Raw genomic sequence first — 25525 nt, forward strand, 5'->3', positions numbered from 1 at the left:
CGGAGGAGTAACGACGAAACCACCGGTCCCCGGAGGTGGTTACTTCGCGTCGCTGTTGCCGTCGGCCTTGCCGTCGTCGGTCTTCGCCTCGGCCGCCGTGTCCTCGGTGCCGTCCTCCGCCTTCTTGCCGAGGTCGATGCGCGGCTCGTCGGTGCTGCCCGTGGCGGTCTCCGTGCCGGTCAGCGCGGAGGCGTCGTCCGGCACCACGGAGCCGTCGATCTTGAGGTCCTCACCGGTGCCGTGCACGATCCGGTTGTACTCGTCGCTCTCCAGGACCGCTCCGACGGCGTTCTTGGCGTAGACGGCGTGGACGCCGGGGGCGACCTCGAGGAGGACGGTGTCGTCGCGGACCTCCTTCACCGTGGCGTACATGCCGCCGATCGTGCGAATGCCGGTGCCGGGCTGCATCTGCTCGCGCATGTGCACGGCCTGCTGCTGCTTCTTCTTGGCCGACCGGGTCATCAGGAACATGGCCCCGATGAGCACGATGAAGGGGAGGAGAGTCACGATATTCACGGGACGGAGATTCCTTCGCACGACCGCGAGGAGAAGCGGCCTGATCTACGGGGGTGGGTATGCCGATCCGTACGGTCGGCATCGGCGGAGTCTAAGCGAGTCCGCACCTATGGAACAACGCCCAGCATGGCACCCGGGTTCCTCGTCCGGCGAGTCTCCCCGCCGTCATTCCCGGCCCCGGACCGCGATCGGGCCGCGCCGGGCGTGCCGAGGAGCCGTGTCCGGGTTCCGGCCTGGCCCGCCGGCGTCCCGTGCGGGCCGCGCTCAGCCCCCGAACAGGTCCTGCTGCCCGCCGCCGGCCCCGGGCTGCCGGGGCGGCACGAGCCCGAGGTGGGTCCACGCGGCGGGAGTGGCCACCCTGCCGCGGGGGGTCCTGGCCAGCAGACCCTCCCGTACCAGGAAGGGCTCCGCCACCTCCTCGACCGTCTCGCGCTCCTCCCCCACCGCGACCGCCAGCGTCGACAGACCCACCGGGCCGCCGCCGAAGAGTTTGAGCAGCGCCCCGAGCACCGCGCGGTCCAGCCGGTCCAGGCCCCGGTCGTCCACCTCGTACACGCCGAGGGCCGCCCGGGCGACCTCGCGGGTGATGACGCCGTCCGCCTTGACCTGCGCGTAGTCCCGGACACGGCGCAGCAGGCGGTTGGCGATGCGGGGCGTGCCCCGGGACCGGCCGGCGATCTCGGCCGCGCCCTCCTCCTCGATGGCGACGTCCAGGAGGCGCGCCGAGCGGTGGACGACCTGCTCCAGTTCGGCCGGGTCGTAGAACTCCATGTGCCCCGTGAAGCCGAAGCGGTCGCGCAGCGGCGGCGGCAGCAGCCCGGCCCTGGTGGTCGCACCGACCAGGGTGAACGGCGGGAGCTCCAGGGGGATGGCGGTGGCGCCGGGGCCCTTGCCGACGATGACGTCGACACGGAAGTCCTCCATCGCCATGTAGAGCATCTCCTCGGCCGGCCGGGACATCCGGTGGATCTCGTCGAGGAAGAGGACCTCGCCCTCCTGGAGGGAGGACAGGATCGCCGCGAGGTCGCCGGCGTGCTGGATGGCGGGCCCGCTGGTGATGCGGATGGGAGCGCCCATCTCGGCCGCGATGATCATGGAAAGGGTGGTCTTGCCGAGCCCGGGCGCGCCGGAGAGCAGGACGTGGTCGGCCGTGCCGCCACGCTGCAGCGCGGCCTTCAGGACGAGGTCGAGCTGCTCGCGGACCTTGGTCTGGCCGACGAACTCGTCCAGGTCCCTGGGGCGCAGGGCGGCCTCGACGGCCTGGTCCTCGCCGTCGGCCGCGGAACCGACCAGCCGGTCGAACGCCCCCGGGTCCTGGGCCGCGTCACTGCTGTCGTCCCGGCTCACTGGGTCTCACCTCGTCGAAGTCGTCGCGTGTCTCGGGCGCCGGCCGCCGCTCCACGAGGGGCGGGGCCCTCGGGGAGCGGTGGTCAGCGCGTCCTGTTCAGGGTCTGCAGGGCGGCCTTCAACAGCTGCCCCACGTTCGGCTCCGCGGCGGCCTCGGCCTGCGGCGCGACCGCCGTGATCGCCTCCTCCGCCTCGCGGGGCGCGTAACCGAGGCCGATGAGTGCCGAGTGCAGTTGTTCGGTCCACGGGGCCGGGCCGGGTGCGGTGCGCTGTGCGGCGAGGTGCGCTCCGGTGCCGGCGGGCGCGCCGAGGCGGTCCTTCAGTTCGAGCAGCAGCTTCTGGGCGCCCTTCTTGCCGATGCCGGGCACCGCCGTCAGTGCCTTCTCGTCACCCGTGGACACGGCGAGGCGCAGGGCGTCCGGGGAGTGCACGGCGAGCATCGCCTGGGCCAGCCGGGGCCCGACGCCGCTCGCGGTCTGCAGCAGCTCGAAGACCTGGCGCTCGTCGTCGTCGGCGAATCCGTAGAGGGTGAGGGAGTCCTCCCTGACGACCAGTGAGGTCGCGAGCCTGGCGTGCTCCCCGACGCGCAGTCCGGACAGGGTGCCGGGGGTGCACTGGACGGCCATGCCGATGCCGCCGACCTCGACCACGGCGGTGGTGGGGGCGAGGGCCGCCACCGGGCCCGAGACGAAGGCGATCATGCGGTGCGGCCTTTCACGACTCGTGGTGCCGCCGTCCGGTGCCGGGCGACGGCCTGTTGCAGGCGGTTCTGGGCGGGCGCGCGCCAGATGTGACAGATGGCCAGGGCCAGGGCGTCGGCGGCGTCGGCCGGTTTCGGCGGCGCGTCCAGCCGCAGCAGCCGGGTCACCATGGCGCCGACCTGTGCCTTGTCGGCCCTGCCGCTGCCGGTGACGGCGGCCTTCACCTCGCTCGGGGTGTGCAGGGCGACCGGCAGGCCCCTGCGGGCCGCGCAGAGCATGGCGACGGCGCTGGCCTGGGCGGTGCCCATCACCGTGCGCACATTGTGCTGGCTGAACACCCGCTCCACGGCGACGAATTCGGGCCGGTGTTCGTCCAGCCACTCCTCGATGCCGCGCTCGACGGCGACCAGCCGCTCGGCGACCTCGGCCTCGGCCGGGGTGCGCACGACCCCGACCCCGAGCATCGTCAGGGGCCGGCCCGCGACCCCCTCCACCACGCCGATGCCGCACCTGGTCAGCCCCGGGTCCACGCCCAGCACGCGCATCGCGGCCCTCCCCTTCGGCGTCCGACGCCCTCGGTCATGTGTTTGTGCAGGCTATCGGCTCGCACTGACAACGAGGGCGCCGGCGGCTCTGCGCCCTGCGCGGCGGACGCCGACGGGCCGACGGGTGAGTCCCCGTCGGCCCGTGGAAAGCACGACCGGCCAGGCCCGGTGAACGGCGGCCCGTCGGCCCGGGCGGCCGAATCAGGCGCCGGCCTTCTCCATGACGTCGTCCGAGACGTCGAAGTTGGCGAACACGTTCTGCACGTCGTCGCTGTCCTCGAGCGCGTCGATCAGCCTGAAGATCTTCCGGGCGCCCTCCTCGTCCAGCTCGACCTGCATGGTCGGGACGAAGTTGGCCTCGGCCGAGTCGTAGTCGATCCCGGCGTCCTGGAGGGCGGAGCGGACCGCGACCAGGTCGGTGGCCTCGCTGATCACCTCGAAGGACTCGCCGAGGTCGTTGACCTCCTCGGCACCCGCGTCGAGGACCGCTCCGAGCACGTCGTCCTCGGTCAGCTCGCCCTTGGGGACGATCACGACGCCCTTGCGGTTGAAGAGGTACGACACCGAGCCCGGGTCCGCCATGGATCCGCCGTTGCGGGTCATGGCGACCCGGACGTCGGAGGCGGCGCGGTTGCGGTTGTCGGTGAGGCACTCGATGAGGACCGCGACGCCGTTGGGGCCGTAGCCCTCGTACATGATCGTCTCGTAGTCGGCGCCGCCGGCCTCGAGGCCCGCGCCGCGCTTGACCGCGGAGTCGATGTTCTTGTTCGGCACCGAGCTCTTCTTCGCCTTCTGGATGGCGTCGAAGAGGGTGGGGTTGCCGTCCGGGTCGGCTCCACCGGTGCGGGCCGCGACCTCGATGTTCTTGATCAGCTTCGCGAAGAGCTTGCCGCGCTTGGCATCGATCACGGCCTTCTTGTGCTTCGTCGTGGCCCATTTAGAGTGGCCGGACATCTGCCTGTCTCCTTCGCGTAACCAATCTCCGTACGAACGCAAGAGATCCTACCGGGATCGGCGGCCCGCCTATCTGCGGGACGCCCGCACCATGTCCGTGAACAGGGCGTGCACCCGGTGGTCGCCGGTCAGTTCGGGGTGGAAGGACGTGGCCAGCGCGTTGCCGTGGCGTACGGCGACGATGTGCCCCCCGTACTCGGACAGCACCTCCACCTCCGCGCCCACCGACTCCACCCACGGAGCGCGGATGAACACGCCCTCCACGGGACCGCCCCCGATGCCGGTGACCTCGACGGAGGCCTCGAAGGACTCGTTCTGCCGACCGAAGGCGTTGCGGCGCACGATCATGTCGATGCCGCCGATCGTCTCCTGGCCCGAGCGCGGGTCGAGGATCTTGTCGGCAAGCATGATCAGGCCGGCGCAGGTGCCGTAGACCGGCATGCCGGAGCGGACGCGCTCGCGCAGCGGCTCCATCATGCCGAAGAGGTTCGCCAGTTTGGACATGGTGGTGGACTCACCGCCGGGCAGGACCAGGCCGTCCACCTCTGCCAGTTCGCCGGGACGCCTGACCGGCCTGGCCACGGCGTCGGCCGCGGCCAGGGCGATCAGATGCTCCCGTACGTCGCCCTGGAGGGCCAGGACGCCGATGACGGGCGTGGTCATGGGGATTACCAGCCCCGGTTCGCGTAGCGCTCGGACTCGGGCAGCGTGTCGCAGTTGATGCCGACCATGGCCTCGCCCAGGTTGCGGGAGGCATCCGCGATGATCTTCGGGTCGTCGTAGAAGGTGGTGGCCTTCACGATGGCGGCGGCGCGCTTGGCCGGGTCGCCCGACTTGAAGATGCCGGAGCCGACGAAGACTCCCTCGGCGCCGAGCTGCCGCATCAGCGCGGCGTCGGCGGGCGTCGCCACACCGCCGGCGGAGAACAGCACCACGGGGAGCTTGCCGAGCTCGGCGACCTCCTTGACCAGCTCGTACGGGGCGCGCAGTTCCTTGGCGGCGGCGTACAGCTCGTTGTTGTCGTAGCCGCGCAGCCGGGCGATCTCGTTCTTGATCTGGCGCAGGTGCCGGACCGCCTCGACGACGTTGCCGGTGCCGGCCTCGCCCTTGGAGCGGATCATGGCCGCGCCCTCGGCGATGCGGCGCAGGGCCTCACCGAGGTTGGTGGCGCCGCAGACGAAGGGTGTCGTGAAGGCCCACTTGTCGGAGTGGTTGACCTCGTCGGCGGGGGTCAGCACCTCGGACTCGTCGATGTAGTCGACACCGAGGGACTGCAGGACCTGGGCCTCGACGAAGTGGCCGATGCGGGACTTGGCCATGACCGGGATCGAGACGGCCTCGATGATGCCCTCGATCATGTCCGGGTCGGACATCCGGGCCACGCCGCCGTCCTTGCGGATGTCCGCGGGAACCCGCTCCAGGGCCATGACGGCCACCGCACCCGCGTCTTCGGCGATCTTCGCCTGCTCCGGGGTGACGACATCCATGATCACGCCGCCCTTGAGCTGCTCGGCCATGCCGCGCTTGACGCGTGCGGTACCGGTCTCGGGGGTCGTCGTGGTCGCCTGGGGGGTGCTGGACACGGGGGTACCTCTCACTGAAGTGAAGGAATGGGGTGCAGCACCGAGGAAACAACGGCGAGCAGGCCACGGCAAGGGCCAATGGGAAGGCCGTGGCCTCTTCGCGGCTCAGGAGGTGGGGCGCCCCTGCGGCTCAGGAGGTGGGGCGCGGCTCAGGTGGTGGGGCGGTCGGCCAGGGCCACAGGGGGTTCGTCGTCCATCTCGAAGGAGCTGGGGAACGGCGCGTGGCCCGCCAGCCGGAACCAGCGGACCGCGCGGTGGCGGCGCAGCGCCCGGGCCGCGCGCACGGCGTCGTTGTGGAAGCGGCGCGCCATGGGGACCCGGCGCACGGCCGCGGCGAGCTCGTCGGCCGCCTCCTCGCCACCCGGGGCGCGCCGCACCTCCCTGACCTGCGCCGGCTCTCCGAACACCGCCCGGAGCGCCTGGCTGAGATCGCTCTCGGCTACCTCCCGCTGCTCCTCCTCCGCCTGGCGTGCGGCGTGCGCGGCCTCGTACAGCACGATCGACGCGGCGGGGTCGAGGATGCCCGAGGTGGCCACCTCCTGGGCCACGGAGGCACGGCGCAGGAGCTGGGCGTCCAGCGCGGCGCGGGCGGCGTCGATACGGGCGTGCAGACGGTCGAGCCGGCCGGCGGTCCAGCTGAGGTAGAGGCCGATGGCGAGCACGGCCACCGCGATCCAGATGAAGGTGGAGGTCACGGGCGGCAACACTAGTGACTCCGGTGCGGCAGGGAGGCGGGCGGGTCGGGTGCGGGCCCCCGGGGCTCCGCCTCCTCACCCCTCGGCGGCGGAGCCCCGCGTGCCGTCCGGTCCGGCGGGAGGTCCCGAGGCGCTGCCTGCCGTTCGCCCGCCGGTCAGTCGCGGGCCAGGCCGAGGCGGGCGCGCAGGCGCGGGGTGGGATCGGCGGCCACGGACGCGGCGCCGTCGGTGACCGTCTCGTAGACGGCGAGGATGTCCGCGCCGACGGTGGACCAGTCGTAGCGGCGGACGTGGGCACTGCCGCGGGCCCGCAGCTCCGCGCGGCGGGCCGGGTCGCCGAGGAGGCGCACGGCGGCGTCGGCGAGGGCGTCGGCGTCCTCGTTGGCGAACAGCTCGCCGGCCTCGCCCTGGTCGAGGACCTGCGCGAAGGCGTCGAGGTCGGAGGCGAGGACGGGGGCGCCCGCCGACATGGCCTCGACCAGGATGATGCCGAAGCTCTCGCCGCCGGTGTTGGGGGCGACGTAGAGGTCGACACTGCGCAGCAGCCTGGCCTTGTCCTCGTCGCTGACCATGCCGAGGAACTCGACGCGGGAGCGCATCTCCTCCGGCAGCGACTCCACGGCCTCGTCCTCGTCACCGCGGCCGGCCACCAGCAGCCGGGTCTCCGGCATGGCGTCCAGGATCCCGGGGAGGGCCTTCATCAGCACGGGCAGGCCCTTGCGCGGCTCGTCGATGCGGCCGATGAAGCCGATGGTGCCTCCCGCCCGCCTGCCGCCGCCGGCCCCGACCGTGCCTCGCGCCTCTTCCGACTGCCACTCGGGCCTCGGCTCGGCACCGGCGAAGAAGCCGACGTCGACGCCGTTGGGGATGACGACGGCGTCCCCGCCCAGGTGCTCCACGAGGGTGCGCCTGGCGTACTCGCTGACGGCGATCCGGGCGCTGATCTTCTCCAGCGCCGGCTGGAGGATCGGGTACGCGGCGATCATGGCCCGGGAGCGCGGGTTCGAGGTGTGGAAGGTGGCGACGATCGGTCCCTGCGCCGCCCAGCAGGCGAGCAGCCCGAGCGAGGGCGAGGCCGGCTCGTGGATGTGGATGACGTCGAAGGTGCCCTCGTGCAGCCAGCGGCGGACCCGGGCGGCGGAGAGGAACCCGAAGTTCAGGCGGGCGACCGAGCCGTTGTACGGCACGGGGACGGCGCGGCCCGCGGAGACGACGTACGGCGGCAGCGGGGTGTCGTCGTCCGCCGGGGCGAGCACGGACACCTCGTGGCCGAGCCGGATGAGGTGGGCGGCGAGGTCGCGGATGTGGAACTGGACGCCGCCCGGTACGTCCCAGGAGTACGGGCAGACGATGCCGATCTTCACGGGTGGCGCTCCTCGAGGTCCGAGAGCCACAGGCGTTGCAGCATGTGCCAGTCCTCCGGGTGTTCGGCGATTCCGGTGGCGAAGGCATCGGCCAGCGCCTGTGTCATGGCAGACGCCTTCTCGGCCCGGCTGCCTGCTTCGGGGACCTCGACCGGCGGGTGGATCCGGCCCTTCATGACGGGCGTCTCGTCGTACCAGAGCGTCACCGGGAGCAGCTGCGCCCCGGTCTGCTGGGCGAGCAGCGCGGGCCCGGCGGGCATCCGCGCGGTGTCGCCGAAGAACTTGACCTCGACGCCGGAGGCGGACAGGTCGCGGTCCGCGACGAGGCAGACCAGTCCGCCGTCGCGCAGTCTGCGCGCCAGGGTGCCGAAGGCGCTTCCGCCGGTGTGCGGGAGGACCTCCATGCCGAGGCTCTCGCGGTACTCGACGAAGCGGTCGTACAGCGTCTCCGGCCTGAGTCGCTCGGCGACCGTCGTGAACGGCAGCCCCAGGGCCGTGGTGACCCAGGCGCCCGCGAGGTCCCAGTTGCCGAGGTGCGGCAGGGCCACTATGGCGCCCCGGCCGGCGGCGAGGCCGTCGGTGAGGTGGTGCAGTCCCTCGATGGCGAGGCCGTCGCGGATGCGGTCCCTGCTCCATGACGGCAGACGGAAGGACTCCATCCAGTACCGCAGGTACGAGCGCATGCCGGCCCGGGACAGCTCGGCGAGCCGCTCGGGACCGGCGTCGGGCACGACCCGGGCGAGGTTGGACTCCAGGCGCAGCACGCCCTTGCCGCGGCGCTTCCAGGCGGCGTCGGCGATGCCCTGGCCCAGTCGCACCGCGACGGGTTCCGGCAGCCGCTTGACGGTGGTCCAGCCGAGCCCGTACAGGCTGTCGGTGAGGCGGTCCTGCACCGTCATGAGGCGGCCTCGCTGCCCCGGGAGGCGGCGTCCGCCTCGGCGGACTCGCGGCGCACGGTCACGACGCGCTGGCCGAGGGTCACGGCGCTGCCTGCGGCGACGATCCACAGGGCGACCGGCAGCAGGACCTCGACGTACGGCACACCGAACGAGTGGAGGCCGGCCAGGCCCGCCGCGACCAGGGAGACCACCAGCCGCTCGGCGCGCTCGACCAGTCCGCTGACGTTCACGGGAAGACCGATGGACTCGCCCCTGGCCTTGGTGTACGAGACGACCTGGCCGCTCGCGAGGCAGAAGATGGCGACGGCGCAGAGAACGTTGTCGTCGCCCGTGCCCGCGTACCACAGCGCCATTCCGCCGAAGACGGCCGAATCGGCGACCCGGTCGAGGGTCGAGTCGAGGAAGGCCCCCCAGCGGCTGGAGATCCCGGCCTGGCGCGCCATGTTGCCGTCCACCAGGTCCGAGAAGACGAAGAGGGTGATCACGACCGTGCCCCAGAAGAACTCCCCGCGGGGGAAGAAGACCAGGGCTCCCGTGACGACTCCCGCCGTGCCGATGAGCGTGACCGCGTCGGGGCTCACCCCGCGGCGCAGGAGGAACGCGGCGAACGGAGTGAGAACACGCGTGAAGAACGCACGCGCGTACTTGTTCAGCATGGCCTTCCCGGAGGGTCGGTGAGCCGCGCGACCCCCATGGCCACCGGCTGGCCCATCGTAGCCAGGCCCGGCCCGGCCGTGGCGGCGGGACCCGGCCCCGGCCATCCGGCCTATGGACGCGCCATGACGGGAGTGGAAAGCTCGAAGTAACCGCGGGCGGCAGCGAGGCCGCCACGGCTCGGGTCGTCCGCGCCCCCTCCCCCCGTCCCTCGGCACCGCGCCCGACGGGGGAAGTCACCGTGCAGTGACAAGCCGGGAGGCGAGGCAGATGGCAAGCACAGCCGAGAAGACACACCCCGGGGCCGCCGGCAGGGCTCTCACGGCCGGCCAGCCCGCGAACGTTCGGAACGTGGTGCTGGTCGGCCACAGCGGATCGGGAAAGACGACTCTGGTGGAGGCCCTGGCCCTGGTGTCGGGGGCGGTGAACCGGGCGGGCCGGGTCGAGGACGGCGGCACGGTCTCCGACTACGACGAGATCGAGCACCGCCAGCAGCGGTCGGTCCAGCTCTCACTCGTCCCCGTCGAGTGGGGCGGGATCAAGGTCAACCTTCTGGACACCCCCGGATACGCCGACTTCGTCGGGGAACTCAGGGCCGGTCTGCGAGCCGCGGACGCGGCCCTTTTCGTCGTCTCCGCCGCCGACGGCGTGGACGGCTCCACCAGGATGGTGTGGGAGGAGTGCGCGGCCGTCGGCATGCCGCGGGCGATCGTCGTCACGCACCTGGAATCGGCGCGGGCCGGCTTCGAGGACATGGTCACCACCTGCCAGGAGGCATTCGGGGGCGACGACCCGGACGCGGTGCTGCCGCTCTACCTGCCCCTGCACGGCGAACGCGCGGCGGACGGGCACGCCCCGGTGACCGGGCTGCTCGGCCTGCTCCCGCAGCGCGTCTTCGACTACTCCTCGGGACAGCGCACCGACGCGGAGCCCGACGGGGAGCTGCTGCCGCGGATCGCCGAGGCCCGTGACCGGCTGATCGAGGGGATCATCGCGGAGAGCGAGGACGAGACCCTCATGGACCGCTATCTCGGCGGTGAGGAGATCGACCTCAAGACCCTGGTCCAGGACCTGGAGCGGGCCGTGGCCCGCGGCACCTTCCACCCGGTGCTCGCCGCAGCCCCCGCCGCCGAGGGCTGCAAGCAGGGCATCGGCACGGTGGAGCTGCTGGACCTGGTCACCGGCGGCTTCCCGACGCCCCTGGAACGCGAGTGCCCGGTTGTGACCACCCCGCAGGGCAAGCCGCGCGGGCAGTTCTCCTGCGACCCCGGCGGGCCGCTGGTCGCCGAGGTCGTGAAGACCTCGTCCGACCCCTACGTCGGCCGGATGAGCCTGGTGCGCGTCTTCTCCGGCACCCTGCGTCCCGACCAGCCCGTGCACGTCTCCGGGCACGGGCTGGAGGACCGGGGCCACGAGGACCACGACGTCGACGAGCGGATCGGCGCGCTGACCGTGCCGTTCGGCAAGCAGCAGCGCACCCTCGACAAGTGCATCGCCGGCGATCTGGCCTGCGTCGCCAAGCTGAGCCGTGCCGAGACCGGCGACACGTTGTCCGCCACGGACGACCCGCTGCTGATGGAACCCTGGACCATGCCGGACCCGCTGCTGCCCATGGCCATCCAGGCCCACAGCAAGGCCGACGAGGACAAGCTCTCCCAGGGACTGTCCCGGCTGGTCGCCGAGGACCCGACGATGCGGCTCGAACAGAACCAGGACACCCACCAGCTGGTGCTGTGGTGCCTCGGCGAGGCTCACCGGGACGTGGCCCTGGAGCGGCTGCGCAGCCGGTACGGCGTGCAGGTGGACGCCGTGCCGCACAAGGTGGCCCTGCGGGAGACCTTCGGCGAGAGGGCCTCCGGGCGCGGACGCCATGTGAAACAGTCGGGCGGCCACGGGCAGTACGCGATCTGCGAGATCGAGGTGGAGCCGCTGCCCGCCGGCAGTGGCATCGAGTTCGTCGACAAGGTCGTCGGCGGGGCCGTGCCACGGCAGTTCATCCCGTCCGTCGAGAAGGGCGTGCGCGCCCAGGCGCAGCGCGGAGTCGCCGCCGGGCACCCGCTGGTGGACGTGCGCGTGACCCTCGTCGACGGCAAGGCCCACTCGGTGGACTCCTCCGACGCGGCCTTCCAGACGGCGGGCGCGCTGGCGCTGCGCGAGGCGGCCGCCGACGCCAGGATCCATCTGCTGGAGCCGGTGGCGGAGGTTCAGGTCCTCGTGCCCGACGAGTACGTCGGCCCGGTCATGAGCGACCTGTCGGGACGCCGCGGCCGGGTCGTCGGCACCGAACAGGCCCCGGGCGGACGCACACTCGTGCGGGCCGAGGTCCCGGAGATCGAGATCGGCCGGTACTCCGTGGATCTGCGCTCCCTGTCGCACGGAACGGGACGGTTCAGCCGCGCCTACGCCCGTCATGAGCCCATGCCGCCGCAGGTCGCCGCCAGGGCCAGGGAACAGGAGGACGACAGCTGAGAGTTGACCGGCCGTCAGCCGACGGCCGGGCCGCGGCCCCCCGTGCCGCCCGCCGACACCCCTGCGGCGGGCGGCACTTGACCGGCCGGCTTTCGAGGCCGTCTGCCGCGGGGGCGCTCCCCCCGATACGCTGAGGTGCCCAGCTCAGAAAGTGTGCCGGGCGCTCGGGACGGGAAGATGCCGCAGCAGGGGCGGTCGCGGCGATGGGGGCGGCAGTGGCGGACGACGTATTCGACTTCAGGCCCGGGGCACAGGTGCCCCTCTCGGGTGCTGCCGGGGAGACTGCGGCGACGCAGGCCCTCGCCTCGGCGGCGTACCGGGACAGCTCGATGGAGGAGATACTCAAGGCCGACAACGAGTGGCACAAGTCCACGGTGAAGAAGGGCAAGATCTCCCTCTTCGAGCCCAACCTCGGCGAGGCATTCGCACGCGCCGTGAAGGAGCGCATGCTGGGCGGTGGCCGCAAGCCCCTCATCCAGTCCTTCGGCATGGAACCGCAGACCGTGGTGGAGCACTGCCTGGCCGCCATCCGGATCCGCAAGGAACGCGACACCCGGCTCACCATGATCATGGTCGTGTCCGGGCTGCTCTTCCTGCCGGGGCTGCTGCTGTGGCTCGGGGTCTTCCAGCTACGCCGCACGATCGCCGGCGCCAGCGACAAACGGGCGGGCGCGCTCGGCACGGCGGCCCTGATCGCAGCGGGGGTACTCGCCGTGATCTTCCTGGTCAAGCTGCCCTTCACCGGCTTCTGGGCGCTCTACCTGCGGGCCATGATCGTCGCCCCGGTGATCGGCTGGTTCTGGGCCAAGCGGGTCTGCGAGTCCACCGCGAAGGACCTGCGCGACCGCTGGGACTCCCTGCTCGCCGGAGGCGGCGTCGGCGCCAAGGTTCCCGAGGCGGTGCCCCGCAATCCCAACGACGCGGCGGCCGAGCAGCTGCGCCAGGGCCTGGCCAAACTCACCGCCGAGCAGCAGAGCAACTTCGTCTTCTACGCCGGGAGCAGGGGAATACTCGGCATGGGGACCCGCTGGGGCAGCTGGCATCTCGCCGAGGACCTGGTGCCGCGTGAACCCCTGACCGAGGTCCATCCCTTCCGCAGCTGGGACGTCATCCGGGCCATCCACGACCGGCTGCCGCAGCTGGACCGCGGTCCGCTGCACACCGGCGGCTTCACCAAGCCGACCGTGAAGCACTGGATAGTCGCCCACGTCGGCAAGGGCGCCGCGGAGGTCAGCAGGCCGGAGGGCCCGGAGGTGGAGGCCTTCACGGTCAAGCCCCACGAGGTGCAGCGGATATGCAACGAGCGGCACTTCGACAGCGGCGACCGGCACTACCTCGGAGTGCAGTGGGTCACCTGGAGCGGCCAGCTCGTGCTGACGATGCTGGTCACGGTGACCGTGCTGCACCACACACTGCGCATCGACGTCACCGGGCACGCGCTCGGCCCCGTGAACGGCGTGTTCAGCTCCAAGCCGGCGGCCAAGACGAAGACGATCTCCAAGACCGTCAGGTTCTGGGAGACCAAGGACATCAAGCTGCCCCTCGTGGACGCACAGGAGGTCGTGCGCCTCGCCGTGCGTGCGCCGCTGACCTGGTTCCCGGACGGCCTGCTCGACTACCTCGGCGGCAAGCTCGTCCTGCCGGAGCCCTTCGGGCTGCGCCACGCGTGGGCGGACCAGCCGTGGGACCACCGCTTCATGGCGGACGACGCGCTGCGCGCGGCGGTGCCGGTGCTGCGCGTCGTCCACCAGGCGGCCATCAAGGTGCTCGAGGAGCACGGCGTGGACACCGAGAAGTTCAAGGGCCGCGCCGGAGTGCTCAGCGGCGGCGTCCAGGAGGTCTCGCCGCGGAAGGCCGACGCCTACGACGCCTGAACCTCGCGGCCGGCGGCCTCAGGCCGCCGGCCACACGTCGGCGAGCATCTTGCGGGTATCGGCGAGGAGCTGCGGCAGCACCCTGGTGTGGCCCACGACCGGCATGAAGTTGGTGTCCCCGCCCCAGCGGGGCACCACGTGCTGGTGCAGATGGGCGGCGATCCCGGCGCCGGCCACGCCGCCCTGGTTCATGCCGATGTTGAAGCCCTGCGCCCCGGAGGCGGCGCGCAGGGCCGTCATGGCCCGCTTGGTGAGGTCGGCGAGTTCCGCCGTCTCCGCGGCGTCCAGCTCGGTGTAGTCCGCGACATGGCGGTACGGCACGGTCATCAGGTGCCCGCCGTTGTAGGGGTACAGATTGAGGACGGCGTACACCTTCTCGCCCCGGGCGATGACGAGGCCGTCCTCGTCCGACTTGGCGGGGATGGAGCAGAAGGGACAGCCGTCCCCGGCCTCCGGGCCGGTGGGCTTGTTCTCGCCCTGGATGTACGCCATGCGGTGGGGCGTCCACAGGCGCTGGAACGCGTCGGGCGACCCGACTCCGATCTGCTGCTCCGGCTCACTCGTCATGTGGTCAGCATATTCGCCCGTGACGAGCGCGGATGCGGCGAGGGGGCGGCCCCGGTAGGGCCGCTCCCTCGCAAGCCCGCGCGGGCCGGGAGCAGGTCGGCATCTGACACGTGCGACCGATCGCGTCCGGGTCACCCCCGCTCACGCGGGGAGCACATCACACCTGGACTCGGCGCTCGACAACGTCAACGAGTTCGGCCAGGGCCTCGTCGATCGGAATGCCGTTCTTCTGCGACCCGTCGCGGTAGCGGAAGCTGACCGAGCCGTTCGCCATGTCCTCGTCGCCCGCAATGATCATGAAGGGGACCTTCTGCTTCTGGGCGTTGCGGATCTTCTTCTGCATGCGGTCGGAGGAGGAGTCCACCTCGATCCGCAGGCCCTTCTTCCGCGCCTCGGCGGCGAACTCCTCCAGGTACGGCACGTGTGTGTCGCCGATCGGGATGCCGACCGCCTGCACGGGGGCGAGCCACGCCGGGAAGGCGCCCGCGTAGTGCTCCAGCAGGACCGCGAAGAACCGCTCGATCGAGCCGAACAGCGCGCGGTGGATCATGACGGGCCGCTGCTTGGAACCGTCGGGCGCGGTGTACTCGAGGTCGAAGCGCTCCGGCAGGTTGAAGTCGACCTGGATCGTCGACATCTGCCAGGTGCGGCCGATCGCGTCGCGCGCCTGCACGGAGATCTTCGGACCGTAGAAGGCGGCGCCGCCCGGGTCGGGGACCAGCGGCAGGCCCTGCTTCTCGGCGGCCTTGCGCAGGACCTCGGTGGCCTCTTCCCAGACCTCGTCGGAGCCGACGAACTTCTCCGGGTCCTTCGTGGACAGTTCCAGGTAGAAGTCGTGCAGGCCGTAGTCGCGCAGCAGGTCGAGCACGAAGGTGAGCAGCGAGTCGAGCTCGTCCGCCATCTGCTCCTTGGTGCAGTAGATGTGCGCGTCGTCCTGGGTGAAGCCCCGGGCACGCGTCAGGCCGTGCACCACGCCCGACTTCTCGTAGCGGTAGACCGTCCCGAACTCGAAGAGCCGCAGCGGCAGTTCACGGTAGGAACGCCCCCGCGCGTCGAAGATCAGGTTGTGCATGGGGCAGTTCATGGGCTTGAGGTAGTAGTCCACGCCCTCGTCGAGCTGCATGGGGGGGTACATGCCCTCGGCGTACCAGTCCAGGTGGCCGGACTTCTCGAAGAGGTGACCCTTGGTGGCGTGCGGGGTGTAGACGAACTCGTAGCCCGCCTGCTCGTGCCGGACCCGGGAGTAGTCCTCCATGGTGCGGCGGATGATGCCGCCCTTGGGGTGGAAGACCGCGAGGCCGGAGCCGATCTCGTCGGGGATGGAGAAGAGGTCGAGCTCGGAGCCCAGCTTGCGGTGGTCGCGCTTCTCGGCCTCGGCGAGGAAGTCCAGGTGCGCCTTCAGCTCCTCCCTGGACGGCCAGGCGGTGCCGTAGATGCGCTGGAGCATCGGGTTCTTCTCACTGCCCCGCCAGTACGCCGCCGCGTTCCGCATCAGCTTGAACGCCGGGATGTTGCGGGTGGTCGGCAGGTGCGGGCCGCGGCAGAGGTCCTTCCAGCACAGCTCGCCGGTCTTCGCGTCGAGGTTGTCGTAGATGGTCAGCTCGCCCGAGCCGACCTCGACGTTCGCCCCGTCGTCCGTGGAGGCGGAGCCCTTGATGCCGATGAGTTCCAGCTTGTACGGCTCGGAGGCCAGCTCCTCGCGGGCGGCCTCGTCGGTGACGACGCGGCGCGAGAAGCGCTGCCCGCGCTTCTGGATCTCCTGCATCTTCTTCTCGATGGCCTTCAGGTCCTCGGGGGTGAAGGGCCGCTCGACGTCGAAGTCGTAGTAGAAGCCGTCCTTGACGGGCGGGCCGATGCCCAGCTTGGCCTCGGGGAAGAGCTCCTGCACCGCCTGCGCCATGACGTGCGCGGTGGAGTGCCGCAGGATGTTCAGGCCGTCCGGCGAGGAGATCTCGACGGGCTCGACCTCCTCGCCGTCCCCGACCTCGTGGGCGAGGTCCTTCAGCTCGCCGCCGATCCGGGCGGCCACGACGGTGCGCTCACCGGGGAAGAGCTCACCGGCCGTAGTGCCCGTCGTCACCACGCGCTCTTCCCGCTCGGAATCGCGTTGGATGATCACACGGACGTCCGACACCGGTCTCTCCTGCCTGAAGGGGTTCGCGTCAGCTGACGCGCTACGTCTGTCGAATCGTACCGAGCCCGCGCCTCCGACCGCGAAACGGCCGTGATCATGCGGGCGGCCGGGCGCCTGCCGGCGCCCGGCCGTCACCGCTCATTCCGGGGTCAGGTCTCCTCCGAGGAGTCCGCCCTCTCCTGGAAGGACTTCATCAGCCGGTCCCGCTCCGCCCCGTCCACCCGCAGCGCCACGACCTCGCGGGCTCCGGTGAGTCTGCGGAAGCCGCCCCTGCTCTCCAGCCGCCCGCTGACCAGGACCGGCAGTCCGGCCAGGTGCGCCTGACCGGCCGTGCGGTAGCCCTCCTCGTCCAGCACCGCCCGCACATGGGTCACGTCGGCGCCCTCCAGGACGCGCAGGCGCACGGTGCCGCTGCCGCCGGGCGCCGAGCGGCGCAGCCGGACGACGGCGCCGGTGAGCCGCACGGGGACGGCCGGCTCGCCCTTGACGTAGCGTGCGCCGGCCGCGCGCAGCGCCGGAAGGTCGCCCGGTGAGAACTCGACGGGTTCGGGGCCGGCGGGGCAGTCCTCGGGCGCGGCGGCGGCCGGCGCCCATTCCAGAGCGACCCTGGCGCCTTCCGTGCCGCGGACCAGGGCGACGACGGCCTCGGTGAGCTCGTGGCAGACACCGGCCCGCACGGCGGCGTCGAATGCCTCCATGCCACCGGTGGCCCGCTGGTAGTCGATGGCCTCCCTGGTGGCGTGGAGCGCGTGGTGGAGCCGGCTCACCACCCTTCTGCCGCCTGCGACGGGGAGAAAGGCGGTGAGGGCGCGGCCGCCGCGCGCACTGCCCACCAGCGCCTCCTCCAGCGCGGTTTCGGCGGTCCGCCGGTGCCGCGCGCCGAAGTAGCCCGCGGTCTCGACGGCGGCGAGCGCGCCGGCCAGCAGCATCGCCCGGGCCGCCGAGCGCAGCCGCTCCTGGGCGGCCCAGGACGCGGCGCCCGACGGGCCCTCGCGGACCTCGCGCCACCAGCGGACCTCGTCGCTCGGCACGGCGAGGGCGATCAGGATCTCGCGGGCGGAGGGCGCGGCGCAGCGGGCGAGGGCGGTCAGCGCCTCCTCCAGCAGGTCCTCGCTGTCGGGGAACGCCCTGTTCTCCGGGACCAGCAGGCTCGTGCCGGCCCCGCCGGGTTCCGGCGGGGTCCAGCGGGCGTACCGTCCGGCGGCTCCGCCGCGGCGTCGCCAGCCGTGCCGGCCGAGGAGGGCGCCGAGCACGGCCGGGTCGGCGCGACCGGGGCGCGGGAGAGTGCCGCTCCACACGCCGGGGCCGCCCTCGGCGAACTCGCGCGGGTGGAGGCGTGCGGGCCGGGGGCGCGGGTGAGGCCGTACGGGCTCTTCGGGCGGCCGGTGCGTCATGGTCTGCCTCCCCTCCCCACGCGGGTCATGATCTCGCACAGCGCGCGGTCGTCGAAGATCCGCGAGGTGGGGATCCGGACGGTGGTGCGGTGCCTGCCGGTGACCGGGTGGCCGGCGAGGTTCGTCCAGTAGCAACAGTGGCGCAGGTCGAGGCGGTCGTGGCCGGCACGCAGCCAGTCCTCCCGGGAGCGTGGCACGAGCATCACCACGAGGATCTTGTGGACCGAGACCGGGGTCCTGGCCAGTTTCACCAGGTGGGCGTTGTCGAGGGTGAAGGAGAAGGCGGGGCCGGAGGGGTGCGGCGGGATCTGGTGGGTGGCCTTCAACTGCACCTTGACGGTGACCTCGTCGTCGACGGTGTGGCCCGGCGCGCTGTGGCTGACGTGCCAGTCGATGCCGCTGTCCGGGAAGGGCTGCGAGAGCGAGCAGCCCGCGGCCGCGGCGACCGCGTGCAGATAGCCGATCTGGAGGGTCTCCATGCACGCGGTGGTGGCGAGTCCGCCGCGCAGCGATGCGGTCCGCTCGGGCAGCTCACCCGATCCGGGCTGCGCGAGCGCCATGGCCACGTATGCCTTCCGGGCTGTTGCTGATGCTCTGTCAGCTCACGGGACGTCAATTGTCCTGCCTTGTACTTGTGTTGTCTCCATCCGGAGTAGGGCGCAAACGGGCGGGTATCACCAGACCGGGCAGGTCGGGCGGGTCCGGGCAGGGGCACGCGTGTCATCTGCCGCAGTCTCGCGAGGAGTTCCCATGGTGTGCTGGTACGAAGGACCCCTTGCCGCTTTCGACACCGAGACCACCGGAGTCGACGTGGAGAGCGACCGGATCGTGTCGGCGGCTCTCGTCGTCCAGGACTCACCGACCTCGCTGCCGCGCGGCACCCGCTGGCTGGTGAACCCGGGCGTGCCGATTCCGGAGGCGGCGACGCGGGTGCACGGGCTGACCGACGAACACGTGCGGATGAACGGCCGCTGGCCCGCGCCGGTGATGGAGGAGATAGCGAGGGCGCTGGCCGAGCAGGCGAGGGCCGGGCGGCCGCTGGTCGTGATGAACGCACCGTTCGATCTGACGCTGCTCGACCGGGAGTTGCGCCGGCACCGGGCGTCCTCGCTGACCCTCGCTCTGCAGCGCCGTCCGATGACCGTGCTGGACCCGAGGGTCCTCGACAAGCATCTGGACCGTTACCGCAAGGGGCGGCGGACACTCACCGATCTGTGCGCCCAGTACGGCATCGAGCAGGAAGGGGCGCACGAGGCGGCCGCCGACGCCAAGGCTGCGCTCGACGTCGTACGGGCCATAGGGCGGCGGTACGCGGCTCGGCTCGACCGACTCTCCCCCGCCGAACTGCACTCGCTGCAGGCGGTGTGGCATGCGGCGCAGGCGCGGGGCCTGCAGGCCTGGTTCTCCCGGAACGGCTCGGAGGAGGCGGTGGACCCGGCGTGGCCGCTCCGGCCGGAGCTTCCCGCGGCGGCGTGAGACCCGGGAGGCGGGCCCGGCGGCGCCGCACGGACTGCCGGGACCGTTCCCGACTGCGGCAACCGGTCGGCCTGTCGGGACCGTTCCGGGCTGTCGGCTCCGTCGGCTCCGTCGGCGGGGAAACGCTTCAGGGCCGGTACGTCGGTGACGTACCGGCCCTGACCGGGTGGGCGATACTGGGTTCGAACCAGTGACCTCTTCGGTGTGAACGAAGCGCTCTCCCACTGAGCTAATCGCCCGGGAACGCACTGAACCATACAGGTGCGGGCCGGTCTCCTTCAAACCCGATCCGGCGGGTCGCCGAGCAGCGCGGCCAGTCCGCGCTGCCCGCGGCGCATCATCAGGGCGTGGTTGGCGCGGAAGAACGGCCTTCCGGGTACGGCGAGACGGCGCAGCAGCTTCTTCCGCACGACCACTTCCTGCTCGTACAGCGCCCGCGTGCCGGCCCCGCCGCGCGCCGCGACGGTCCAGCGGGCCCAGCCCTCGACGTCGCCGTCCAGCGCGACCTCCAGGATTCCTGCCGCCGGATCGCGCCTGCGCTCGCGGACGACGAGGAGCAGGTCGTACGGGAGGAGGGACCGCACCCGGACGGTGCCGGCGCCGGGACCGCAGTGCCCGCCGGCGCGCTCGAAGCGGCGGAACTGGGGCCACCAGCGGGGGTAGTCCTCCGCGCGTGCGAGGACGGCGAAGACGTCGGAGGGCGGGGCGGCGAGGTCCCAGACGCTGCGGAAGCGGTAGTGGGTCCAGTCCATGGCCACAGTGTGCCCGGGCGGCCGGTCCCCACTCGGGTGTGAGTATCCGCACTCATGCGCGGGGGGCGGGCTGAGCCCATACTCCGGGCATGAAGAACGTACCGCCCCCGCCGTCACCAGGGCCTTTGCACGGTCCTCAGGCCGGTCTGCCGCCCGCCGAGGAGCTGCGGCTGCTCGACCTTGAGCTGGCTCGACTGGACGCCGTGCGGGCCCGGTTGCTGGCCCGCAGGGCATGGCTCTTCGGTGTGCTGAGCGCGCCGGACCGGATGCCACCGCCTGCCGCCGCCGTGGCGCCGCCCGCGCGGCGCAGGGGCGGCCCCGACGTGCAGAACCTGCTGCTGACGCTGGGCGGCGTCCTGCTGGCCGTCGCGGCGATCGCCTTCACGGTGGTCAGCTGGGGCCACCTCGGCATCGCCGGCCGTGCCGCCGTGCTCGGTGTGCTGAGCCTGGCGGCCCTTTCGGTGCCCGCGCTGCTGCTGCGCCGGGGGCTTCGGTCCACCGCCGAGTCAGTGGGCGCCCTGGCCCTGGTCCTCACGGTGCTGGACGCCTACGCCCTGCACCGGTTGGCCCTCCCGGACACGGACGGCACGGCCTACGCGGGGTTCGCCTGCACGGCGCTGGCGGGGCTCTGGACCGCGTACGGGCTGGTACTCGGCGAGCGGCTGCGGACCCCGCACCCGGCGGCCGTGGTGGCCGCCCAGTTCCCGCTGCCGCTGTTCGCGCTGTCCGCGGACGCCTCCCCCTTCGTCCTGGCGGCGGCGCTGCTCGCCACGGGTGCGCTGGACGCCGCGGTGGCGCTGCGGACCAGGGCCGCCTGCCGCCCGGTGGCGTACACGGCGGCCACCGGGGCCTGGCTGGTGGGCGGTTGGGGCCTGCTGACCGCCTTCCGGCTGTCCCTGGGCGCCCAGGTCGTCCCGGAGGCGCTGCGCGGGGGTGTGCTGCTGGTGTCGGCCGCCGCGATCACGCTGACGGCGGCCTGGCGGCTGACCCGCCCCGTGGCCGCCACCGGGGCACCTGCGGGTGCGGGTGTCACCCCGGGCACGGGCGCGGGTGCGCGCCCGGACGGGAGCACGGCCCCGGGCACGGGTTCCGGAGCGCCTGCGAGCGCGGATCTCGCCCCGGGCACGGACACGGCGGCACCCCCGCACGCGGGTGCCGGCCCGGGAGCGGAGCCCGGCCGGAACACGGCGGACGGCGGCGCCGGAACCGGCACACCGGGCGGCGGACCGACAGCCGCCACGCGCGCGGGGGCGGTCCGGGCGGGCTCCGGCAGGCTCGCCACGGTGCTCGCCGCCGTCGGCGGGACGGCACTGATCGCGGCCCCCGGCAGTGTGCTGCGCTGCCTCCTGCCCGGCGAGTGGACGGTGGTCGGCTATCTGCTGAGCGCCGTGGCCCTGCTCGCCGCCGTACGGGCTCCGCTGCCCCGCGCGCTGCGGCGCGGTCTCCTCCGCTCGGCGGCCGCGGTGCACGCTCTCGCGCTGCTGAGCGTGCTGCCCATGCTGCTGTTCGCTCTCACGGGACCGCTGCGCTGGGTGGGGGCAGCCTGGTCGGGGGCACCCTCGGACGCGTGGGACGCGCTTGGGGCCGGCGGTCTGCTGACAGCCATGGGCCAGGCTCCGGTGGTCCTCGGCGTGCCGGCCGCGGTGCTCGCCGTGGCCGCACGGAACGGGCCGGGCGTCAGGACGGCCGCAGGGACGGCCCGATGGTCCGCGCCGGCCGGGGCCGGAGCCCTGGCACTGCTCTGGGCGGCGGTCTTCATGCTGCCGACCGCGCTGCGGCTCCCCTACACCGCCATGCTGCTGCTCCTCGTCGCGCTCACGGCCGCCGCACTCGCCTTCGCCGTTCTCGCCGGTCGCCAGAGCGGGCGGGGGCCGCGAGGGGTGCGCCCGGCGGTGGCCGTCACCGCGGCGGCCTGCGCCGTGGTCACCGGCGTGAACGTGTCGTTCCTCGCGCTCGCCGAGCGGACCGCGACCCTGGTCGTACTGGGGACGCTGCTCACGCTGTTCGCCGCCGCCGCTGTCCTGCTGGACGGCGGAGGTGCGGCGAGGGCTGCGCGAGTGGCGGGGGTGGCAGCGGCCTGCGCGGCCGTCGCCCACACGACGGCGTTCGTCGCGGCCGTGGCCGCGGTGTTCCACCTGCCCACGCACCAGGTTGGTCTGACACTGCTGGTCGTGCCCGCCGCGACGGCGCTGCTCGCGGCGCGGATCACCGGGCGTGCCGCCGCCGTGCCCGTCGAGGTGTCGGGCGCGGCTGCCGGCCTGGTGGCAGCCGCACTTGCCATCGGCGACCTGCCGACCCTGGCGCTGGTCCTCGCGCTGGAGGGGGTGGTCGCGTCCGGTGTCGCCCTGCGGGCCGACCGGCGGCGGGTGGCGTACGCCGCGACGGGGCTGTTCGTGCTGGCGACCTGGGTGCGGCTGGCCGCGTCCGGGGTCGAGGTGCCGGAGGCGTACACGCTGCCCGTGACGGTGCCGGCGCTGGTCATCGGCGTGCTGCGCGGCCGCCGGGATCCCGCGGCGTCGTCCTGGCTGCTCTACGGCCCCGGGTTGGCGGCGACCCTGGTGCCGAGCCTGCTCGCGCTGCTGGGTGAGGGCCACTGGCTGCGGCCCCTTCTCCTCGGGACAAGCGGGCTGGCACTGACCCTGCTGGGTGCCCGGCTGCGCCTGCAGGCTCCGCTGTTGCTCGGCGGTGCGACGCTGCTCCTGGTCGGTGCGCACGAACTCGCGCCGTACATCGTCCAGTTGGTCGGCATACTGCCGCGCTGGCTGCCGCCCGCCCTCGCCGGGCTGCTGCTGCTCGCGGTGGGGGCGACGTACGAACGGCGACTGCGGGACGCGCGCCGGGTGCGGGACGCCCTGGGCCGGATGCGCTGAGCGGTGGCGCGCCCGGTCCCGGGCGACCCCGCCCGGGACCGGCCACCGGGTCACCGGGTCACCGGGTCACCGGGTCACGGCATTCTGTCGCCGAGGAGCGCCAGGTTCTCGATGGCGGCGAGGCCGTACAGCGCGGTGTCGTTGGTGTAGACCCAGCCGGCCTCGCTGCCGGGCACGAGGGTGACCGGGCCGGTGAGCCTCTCCGTGGTCCACGGCGACGACTCCTTGTAGCCGTCGCTGTTGTAGGACTTCTGCCACGCGCGCGTGGCGAGCTTCGGATCGCCGGTCTGCACGGCGGCGTACGCGTCGAGCCGCGAATGGCCCTGGAAGAGGATCAGTGAGCCGAAGTCACTGCCGTAGCGCTCGGCCTGCTCGGCCTCGGTGGCGTTGAAGTAGCGGCAGTAGTCCAGGTAGGCCTCCTTGAACGCGGGCATGTCGACGAGGTCGATGAGTTCGGCGCACAGTTCCCCCAGGCCGAGGACGGCCGACAGGTGGGAGACGCCGACGACGGGTGCCTCGGCGATCGCGAACCCCCCGGTGTCCAGGTCGTACAGCCCGCTGCCCTGTACGAAGCCGTTGGGCTGGGCGGCGATGGTCTCCATGGTGCCGAGGACCCGGTCCCTGGCCCTCTCCCACTTGGGGCCCTGCGCTCCCACTCGGTGAGCCATGCGGAGACGAGACCGCTCCAGTCGGTGCCGAAGCCGATGGACAGGGCGTGCCGGTCCGGGGTGTACGGCTCGGTGCGTATCTTCCGGATCGGGTCGAGGACGAGGAAGGTCTCGTCGGAGTCGACGTTGGCGTGCATGAGGTCGCCGACGCGTTCGTCGGCGGTGAGGAAGTAGTAGTAGCGCCGGTAGGTGGTGTTGGCGATTCGCTGCTGTTTGGCGCTGTCGGCGTAGTGCTGCACACCGTGGCGGGTGCCGAGGCCCGCCCACTCCCCCAGGTGGTAGACGTCGGCCTCGCCGGTGTGCCGGGTCATGGCCTCGGCGAAGCGCAAGATGTCGGCGCGTCCCGACCGCAGATACGCGAACCAGAGCCAGAGGTCGGGCGAGGGCTCGGAGTTGTCCCAGGCGTAGCCGCCGACGTCGTAGCGCCACTGGTGCCTGGCCGGGTCGTAGGAGTGCATGACGTCGCCGTAGTCCCAGAATCCGTACCACCGGCGCATGTCGACCTGGTCCTTGTAGTACGCGAAGAGGAAGTCCAGGTGGTACTCGATCTTCGCCTTGGCCTCGGTCGAGCGGTCGGGTTCGGAGAAGAGTCCGGGGCCGAAGACCTTCGCCCGGATGGGCTGCCCCGGCGGCACGGCGAGCTGCGGCGGGGTGCGTACGGCCTCGACCTGCCGGGCCAGTTGACCGGCGCCCGGTGTGGACTCGTTGGCCCAGAAGAGGAGTTCGCTGGTGCGGGCGATGCCGTACGGGGTGCCGAAGCCGGGTTCGTAGTCCTCGTAGGTGATGTTGAGGGCGTCGAGCTGTTCCGCGTACGTGTCCTGGCCCAAGCCGTCGTGGTAGAAGCGCAGATCCATGGGCTGGGCCTCGGGCGACCAGAGCCAGAGGGCGACCTCGGCCTCGTCGGTGTGGGCGCCCCGGACGTCGAGCTGGGCGGGGAACTTCTCCCAGAACTCGCGCAGCCCGAAGGAGAGTCCGCCGCTCGCGCCGCCGACGTAGCCGAAACCGGAGGCGCGGCGCCCGCCGCCCGCGGCGATCCAGCCATGGCCCTTCTTGCTGCGCTTGCGCAGGGTGAAGCCGTCCGCGGAGAGCTGGGAGAGGGTGTAGTCGCCCCACTCGGGGATCCATTGCAGCCGGGTCGTGACCCGCTGGTCCCAGGTGGACGGGTCGGGCAGCCTCTCACCCGCGAACTGGGCGGCCTGGACGGCGGCGCCGGGGTCGCGGCGCAGTCCGGTGATGCCCTTGACCGCCTCGCGGAGGAGACCGGTGCCGTCGCCTCCGATGCGGATGTGCCGGTCGTAGGACGCGTCCCGCATCGGCACCCTGAAGCGGACTCCGAGCCCGCGGACGAAGTCGCCGCTCGCCCTTCCGGGTTCCTGGGTGCCGTCGAAGGTGACGGTGTGCACCATGCGGAAGGAGTCCGCGCCCGCGTAGAAGTAGAGGCGCACGGAGAAGGGCAGCCAGGAGCGGTTCCCCGGTGCTTGCCGTCGATGCGTACGACGGCGCGGACGGGACCGTCCTGCTCGACCACGGTCTCGCTGATGGCGCTCTCGAAGCGCTCGGTGCGGGTGGCGGTCTGGTCGCCGTCCTCGATCTCGGGCTGGCACAGCAGGACGAGTCGGCCGTCGCGGGCGATCTCGGTCGAGCCGCGGGTGACGGACCTGACGAGGGCGGAGCCGCTCCGGCCCAGCCTGGCCGTGATCACACCGGTGGTGACCGTGACGGTGCCGCCGGAGGTTGTGACGCGACCGCGCCGACGAAGGAGCCGCCGGGCAGGGCTCCGGACCTGGCCACGGCCAGGTCCCACCACAGCAGCCCGAGCGCGGCCCAGCCCGCGAGCCCGGCGAGCCAGCCGCGTCGCACCGCCGCGCGCAGGTCGGTGGTGAACTCCCGCCATCCGCCGCGCTCGTGCGCCAGATGGCGGCGCAGGTGCCGTGCCCCGGCGGCGAACGCGGCGGGCAGGGTGACCAGGGGCAGTCCGGCCAGGGCGACCCACACCCCGGTGAGCAGGCACTCGGCGAAGACCCCGAAGCGGGCCATGAACCAGGATCGGACCGAAGCACCCG

At 72.5% G+C, this 25525-nt stretch carries 20 protein-coding genes, 1 tRNA gene and 2 pseudogenes; 4 read left to right on the top strand and 19 right to left on the bottom strand.

Going from position 1 to position 25525, the window contains the following annotated elements; genetic code table 11:
* Nucleotides 1-39 precede the first annotated feature (39 nt).
* From yajC to pgsA, 11 genes are all read right to left on the bottom strand, one after another.
* Nucleotides 40-516, bottom strand: a complete 477-nt coding sequence (yajC, locus tag GUY61_RS12320) for a preprotein translocase subunit YajC (protein WP_166630159.1) — start codon at nt 514-516, stop codon at nt 40-42.
* A 264-nt stretch (nt 517-780) separates the two neighbouring features.
* On the bottom strand, nt 781-1863 hold the full coding sequence (gene ruvB / locus GUY61_RS12325; RefSeq protein ID WP_166630160.1) for a Holliday junction branch migration DNA helicase RuvB: 1083 nt from the start codon (nt 1861-1863) through the stop codon (nt 781-783).
* Nucleotides 1864-1946: 83 nt separating this feature from the next.
* A complete protein-coding gene (gene ruvA, locus GUY61_RS12330; RefSeq protein WP_166630161.1) occupies nt 1947-2564 on the bottom strand; it encodes a Holliday junction branch migration protein RuvA in 618 nt (205 codons plus the stop codon).
* Nucleotides 2561-3109: a crossover junction endodeoxyribonuclease RuvC gene (gene ruvC / locus GUY61_RS12335; RefSeq protein ID WP_166630162.1), complete on the bottom strand. Its 549-nt coding sequence runs from the start codon at nt 3107-3109 to the stop codon at nt 2561-2563. The genes ruvA and ruvC overlap by 4 nt, the downstream gene beginning before the upstream one ends.
* A gap of 201 nt (nt 3110-3310) precedes the next feature.
* On the bottom strand, nt 3311-4063 hold the full coding sequence (locus GUY61_RS12340; protein ID WP_166630163.1) for a YebC/PmpR family DNA-binding transcriptional regulator: 753 nt from the start codon (nt 4061-4063) through the stop codon (nt 3311-3313).
* Between the two features lie 69 nt (nt 4064-4132).
* Nucleotides 4133-4726, bottom strand: a complete 594-nt coding sequence (gene pdxT / locus GUY61_RS12345) for a pyridoxal 5'-phosphate synthase glutaminase subunit PdxT (protein ID WP_166630164.1) — start codon at nt 4724-4726, stop codon at nt 4133-4135.
* A gap of 5 nt (nt 4727-4731) precedes the next feature.
* A complete protein-coding gene (gene pdxS, locus GUY61_RS12350; protein WP_166630165.1) occupies nt 4732-5646 on the bottom strand; it encodes a pyridoxal 5'-phosphate synthase lyase subunit PdxS in 915 nt (304 codons plus the stop codon).
* Between the two features lie 149 nt (nt 5647-5795).
* Nucleotides 5796-6341 carry a hypothetical protein gene (locus GUY61_RS12355; RefSeq protein ID WP_166630166.1) on the bottom strand — a complete coding sequence of 182 codons (546 nt, stop codon included), beginning with the start codon at nt 6339-6341 and terminating at the stop codon, nt 5796-5798.
* Between the two features lie 155 nt (nt 6342-6496).
* Nucleotides 6497-7705, bottom strand: a complete 1209-nt coding sequence (locus GUY61_RS12360; RefSeq protein ID WP_166630167.1) for a glycosyltransferase family 4 protein — start codon at nt 7703-7705, stop codon at nt 6497-6499.
* Nucleotides 7702-8604 carry a phosphatidylinositol mannoside acyltransferase gene (locus tag GUY61_RS12365; protein WP_166630168.1) on the bottom strand — a complete coding sequence of 301 codons (903 nt, stop codon included), beginning with the start codon at nt 8602-8604 and terminating at the stop codon, nt 7702-7704. Before GUY61_RS12365 ends, GUY61_RS12360 begins: the two co-directional genes overlap by 4 nt.
* Nucleotides 8601-9260, bottom strand: a complete 660-nt coding sequence (gene pgsA / locus GUY61_RS12370; RefSeq protein ID WP_166630169.1) for a phosphatidylinositol phosphate synthase — start codon at nt 9258-9260, stop codon at nt 8601-8603. Before pgsA ends, GUY61_RS12365 begins: the two co-directional genes overlap by 4 nt.
* A 268-nt stretch (nt 9261-9528) precedes the next feature.
* On the opposite strand from pgsA, the gene GUY61_RS12375 reads away from it, so the two are divergent.
* Nucleotides 9529-11727, top strand: a complete 2199-nt coding sequence (locus GUY61_RS12375; protein ID WP_166630170.1) for an elongation factor G-like protein EF-G2 — start codon at nt 9529-9531, stop codon at nt 11725-11727.
* A 203-nt stretch (nt 11728-11930) separates the two neighbouring features.
* Nucleotides 11931-13601 carry a hypothetical protein gene (locus GUY61_RS12380; protein WP_166630171.1) on the top strand — a complete coding sequence of 557 codons (1671 nt, stop codon included), beginning with the start codon at nt 11931-11933 and terminating at the stop codon, nt 13599-13601.
* An 18-nt stretch (nt 13602-13619) separates the two neighbouring features.
* Here GUY61_RS12380 and GUY61_RS12385 read toward each other — a convergent pair whose 3' ends face one another.
* From GUY61_RS12385 to GUY61_RS12400, 4 genes are all read right to left on the bottom strand, one after another.
* Complete coding sequence (locus GUY61_RS12385) at nt 13620-14168, bottom strand: HIT domain-containing protein (protein WP_166630172.1); 549 nt, start codon at nt 14166-14168, stop codon at nt 13620-13622.
* A gap of 157 nt (nt 14169-14325) precedes the next feature.
* Entirely contained in the window at nt 14326-16302 is a 1977-nt protein-coding gene (gene thrS / locus GUY61_RS12390) for a threonine--tRNA ligase (RefSeq protein WP_166630173.1), read from the bottom strand.
* A gap of 149 nt (nt 16303-16451) precedes the next feature.
* Complete coding sequence (locus tag GUY61_RS12395; RefSeq protein ID WP_166630174.1) at nt 16452-17696, bottom strand: hypothetical protein; 1245 nt, start codon at nt 17694-17696, stop codon at nt 16452-16454.
* Complete coding sequence (locus GUY61_RS12400; protein WP_166630175.1) at nt 17693-18256, bottom strand: DUF4365 domain-containing protein; 564 nt, start codon at nt 18254-18256, stop codon at nt 17693-17695. The genes GUY61_RS12395 and GUY61_RS12400 overlap by 4 nt, the downstream gene beginning before the upstream one ends.
* Before the next feature lie 190 nt (nt 18257-18446).
* Here GUY61_RS12400 and GUY61_RS12405 point away from each other — a divergent pair, with 190 nt between their 5' ends.
* Nucleotides 18447-19172, top strand: coding sequence for a 3'-5' exonuclease (locus tag GUY61_RS12405; protein ID WP_166630176.1), 726 nt, complete (start codon nt 18447-18449; stop codon nt 19170-19172).
* Nucleotides 19173-19339: 167 nt separating this feature from the next.
* Here the strand turns inward: GUY61_RS12405 and GUY61_RS12410 are convergent.
* Together GUY61_RS12410 and GUY61_RS12415 are read right to left on the bottom strand one after the other, a co-directional pair.
* A tRNA-Val gene (locus tag GUY61_RS12410) sits at nt 19340-19411 on the bottom strand.
* 39 nt (nt 19412-19450) lie between these two features.
* Nucleotides 19451-19924 (bottom strand): SRPBCC family protein, encoded by a 474-nt coding sequence (locus GUY61_RS12415; RefSeq protein ID WP_166630177.1) that lies wholly within the window; start codon nt 19922-19924, stop codon nt 19451-19453.
* Between the two features lie 89 nt (nt 19925-20013).
* Between GUY61_RS12415 and GUY61_RS12420 the strand changes: the two genes are divergently transcribed.
* Nucleotides 20014-22794: an SCO7613 C-terminal domain-containing membrane protein gene (locus GUY61_RS12420; RefSeq protein ID WP_166630178.1), complete on the top strand. Its 2781-nt coding sequence runs from the start codon at nt 20014-20016 to the stop codon at nt 22792-22794.
* Between the two features lie 74 nt (nt 22795-22868).
* Here GUY61_RS12420 and GUY61_RS12425 read toward each other — a convergent pair.
* Both GUY61_RS12425 and GUY61_RS12430 read right to left on the bottom strand, forming a co-directional pair.
* Nucleotides 22869-25311 (bottom strand): annotated as a pseudogene (locus GUY61_RS12425) (Tat pathway signal sequence domain protein).
* Nucleotides 25206-25499 (bottom strand): annotated as a pseudogene (locus tag GUY61_RS12430) (hypothetical protein); the annotation flags it as partial. The pseudogenes GUY61_RS12425 and GUY61_RS12430, both read right to left, overlap by 106 nt.
* Nucleotides 25500-25525 lie beyond the last annotated feature (26 nt).

This window comes from Streptomyces sp. GC420 (assembly GCF_009916105.1).
Taxonomy (GTDB): Bacteria; Actinomycetota; Actinomycetes; order Streptomycetales; family Streptomycetaceae; genus Streptomyces.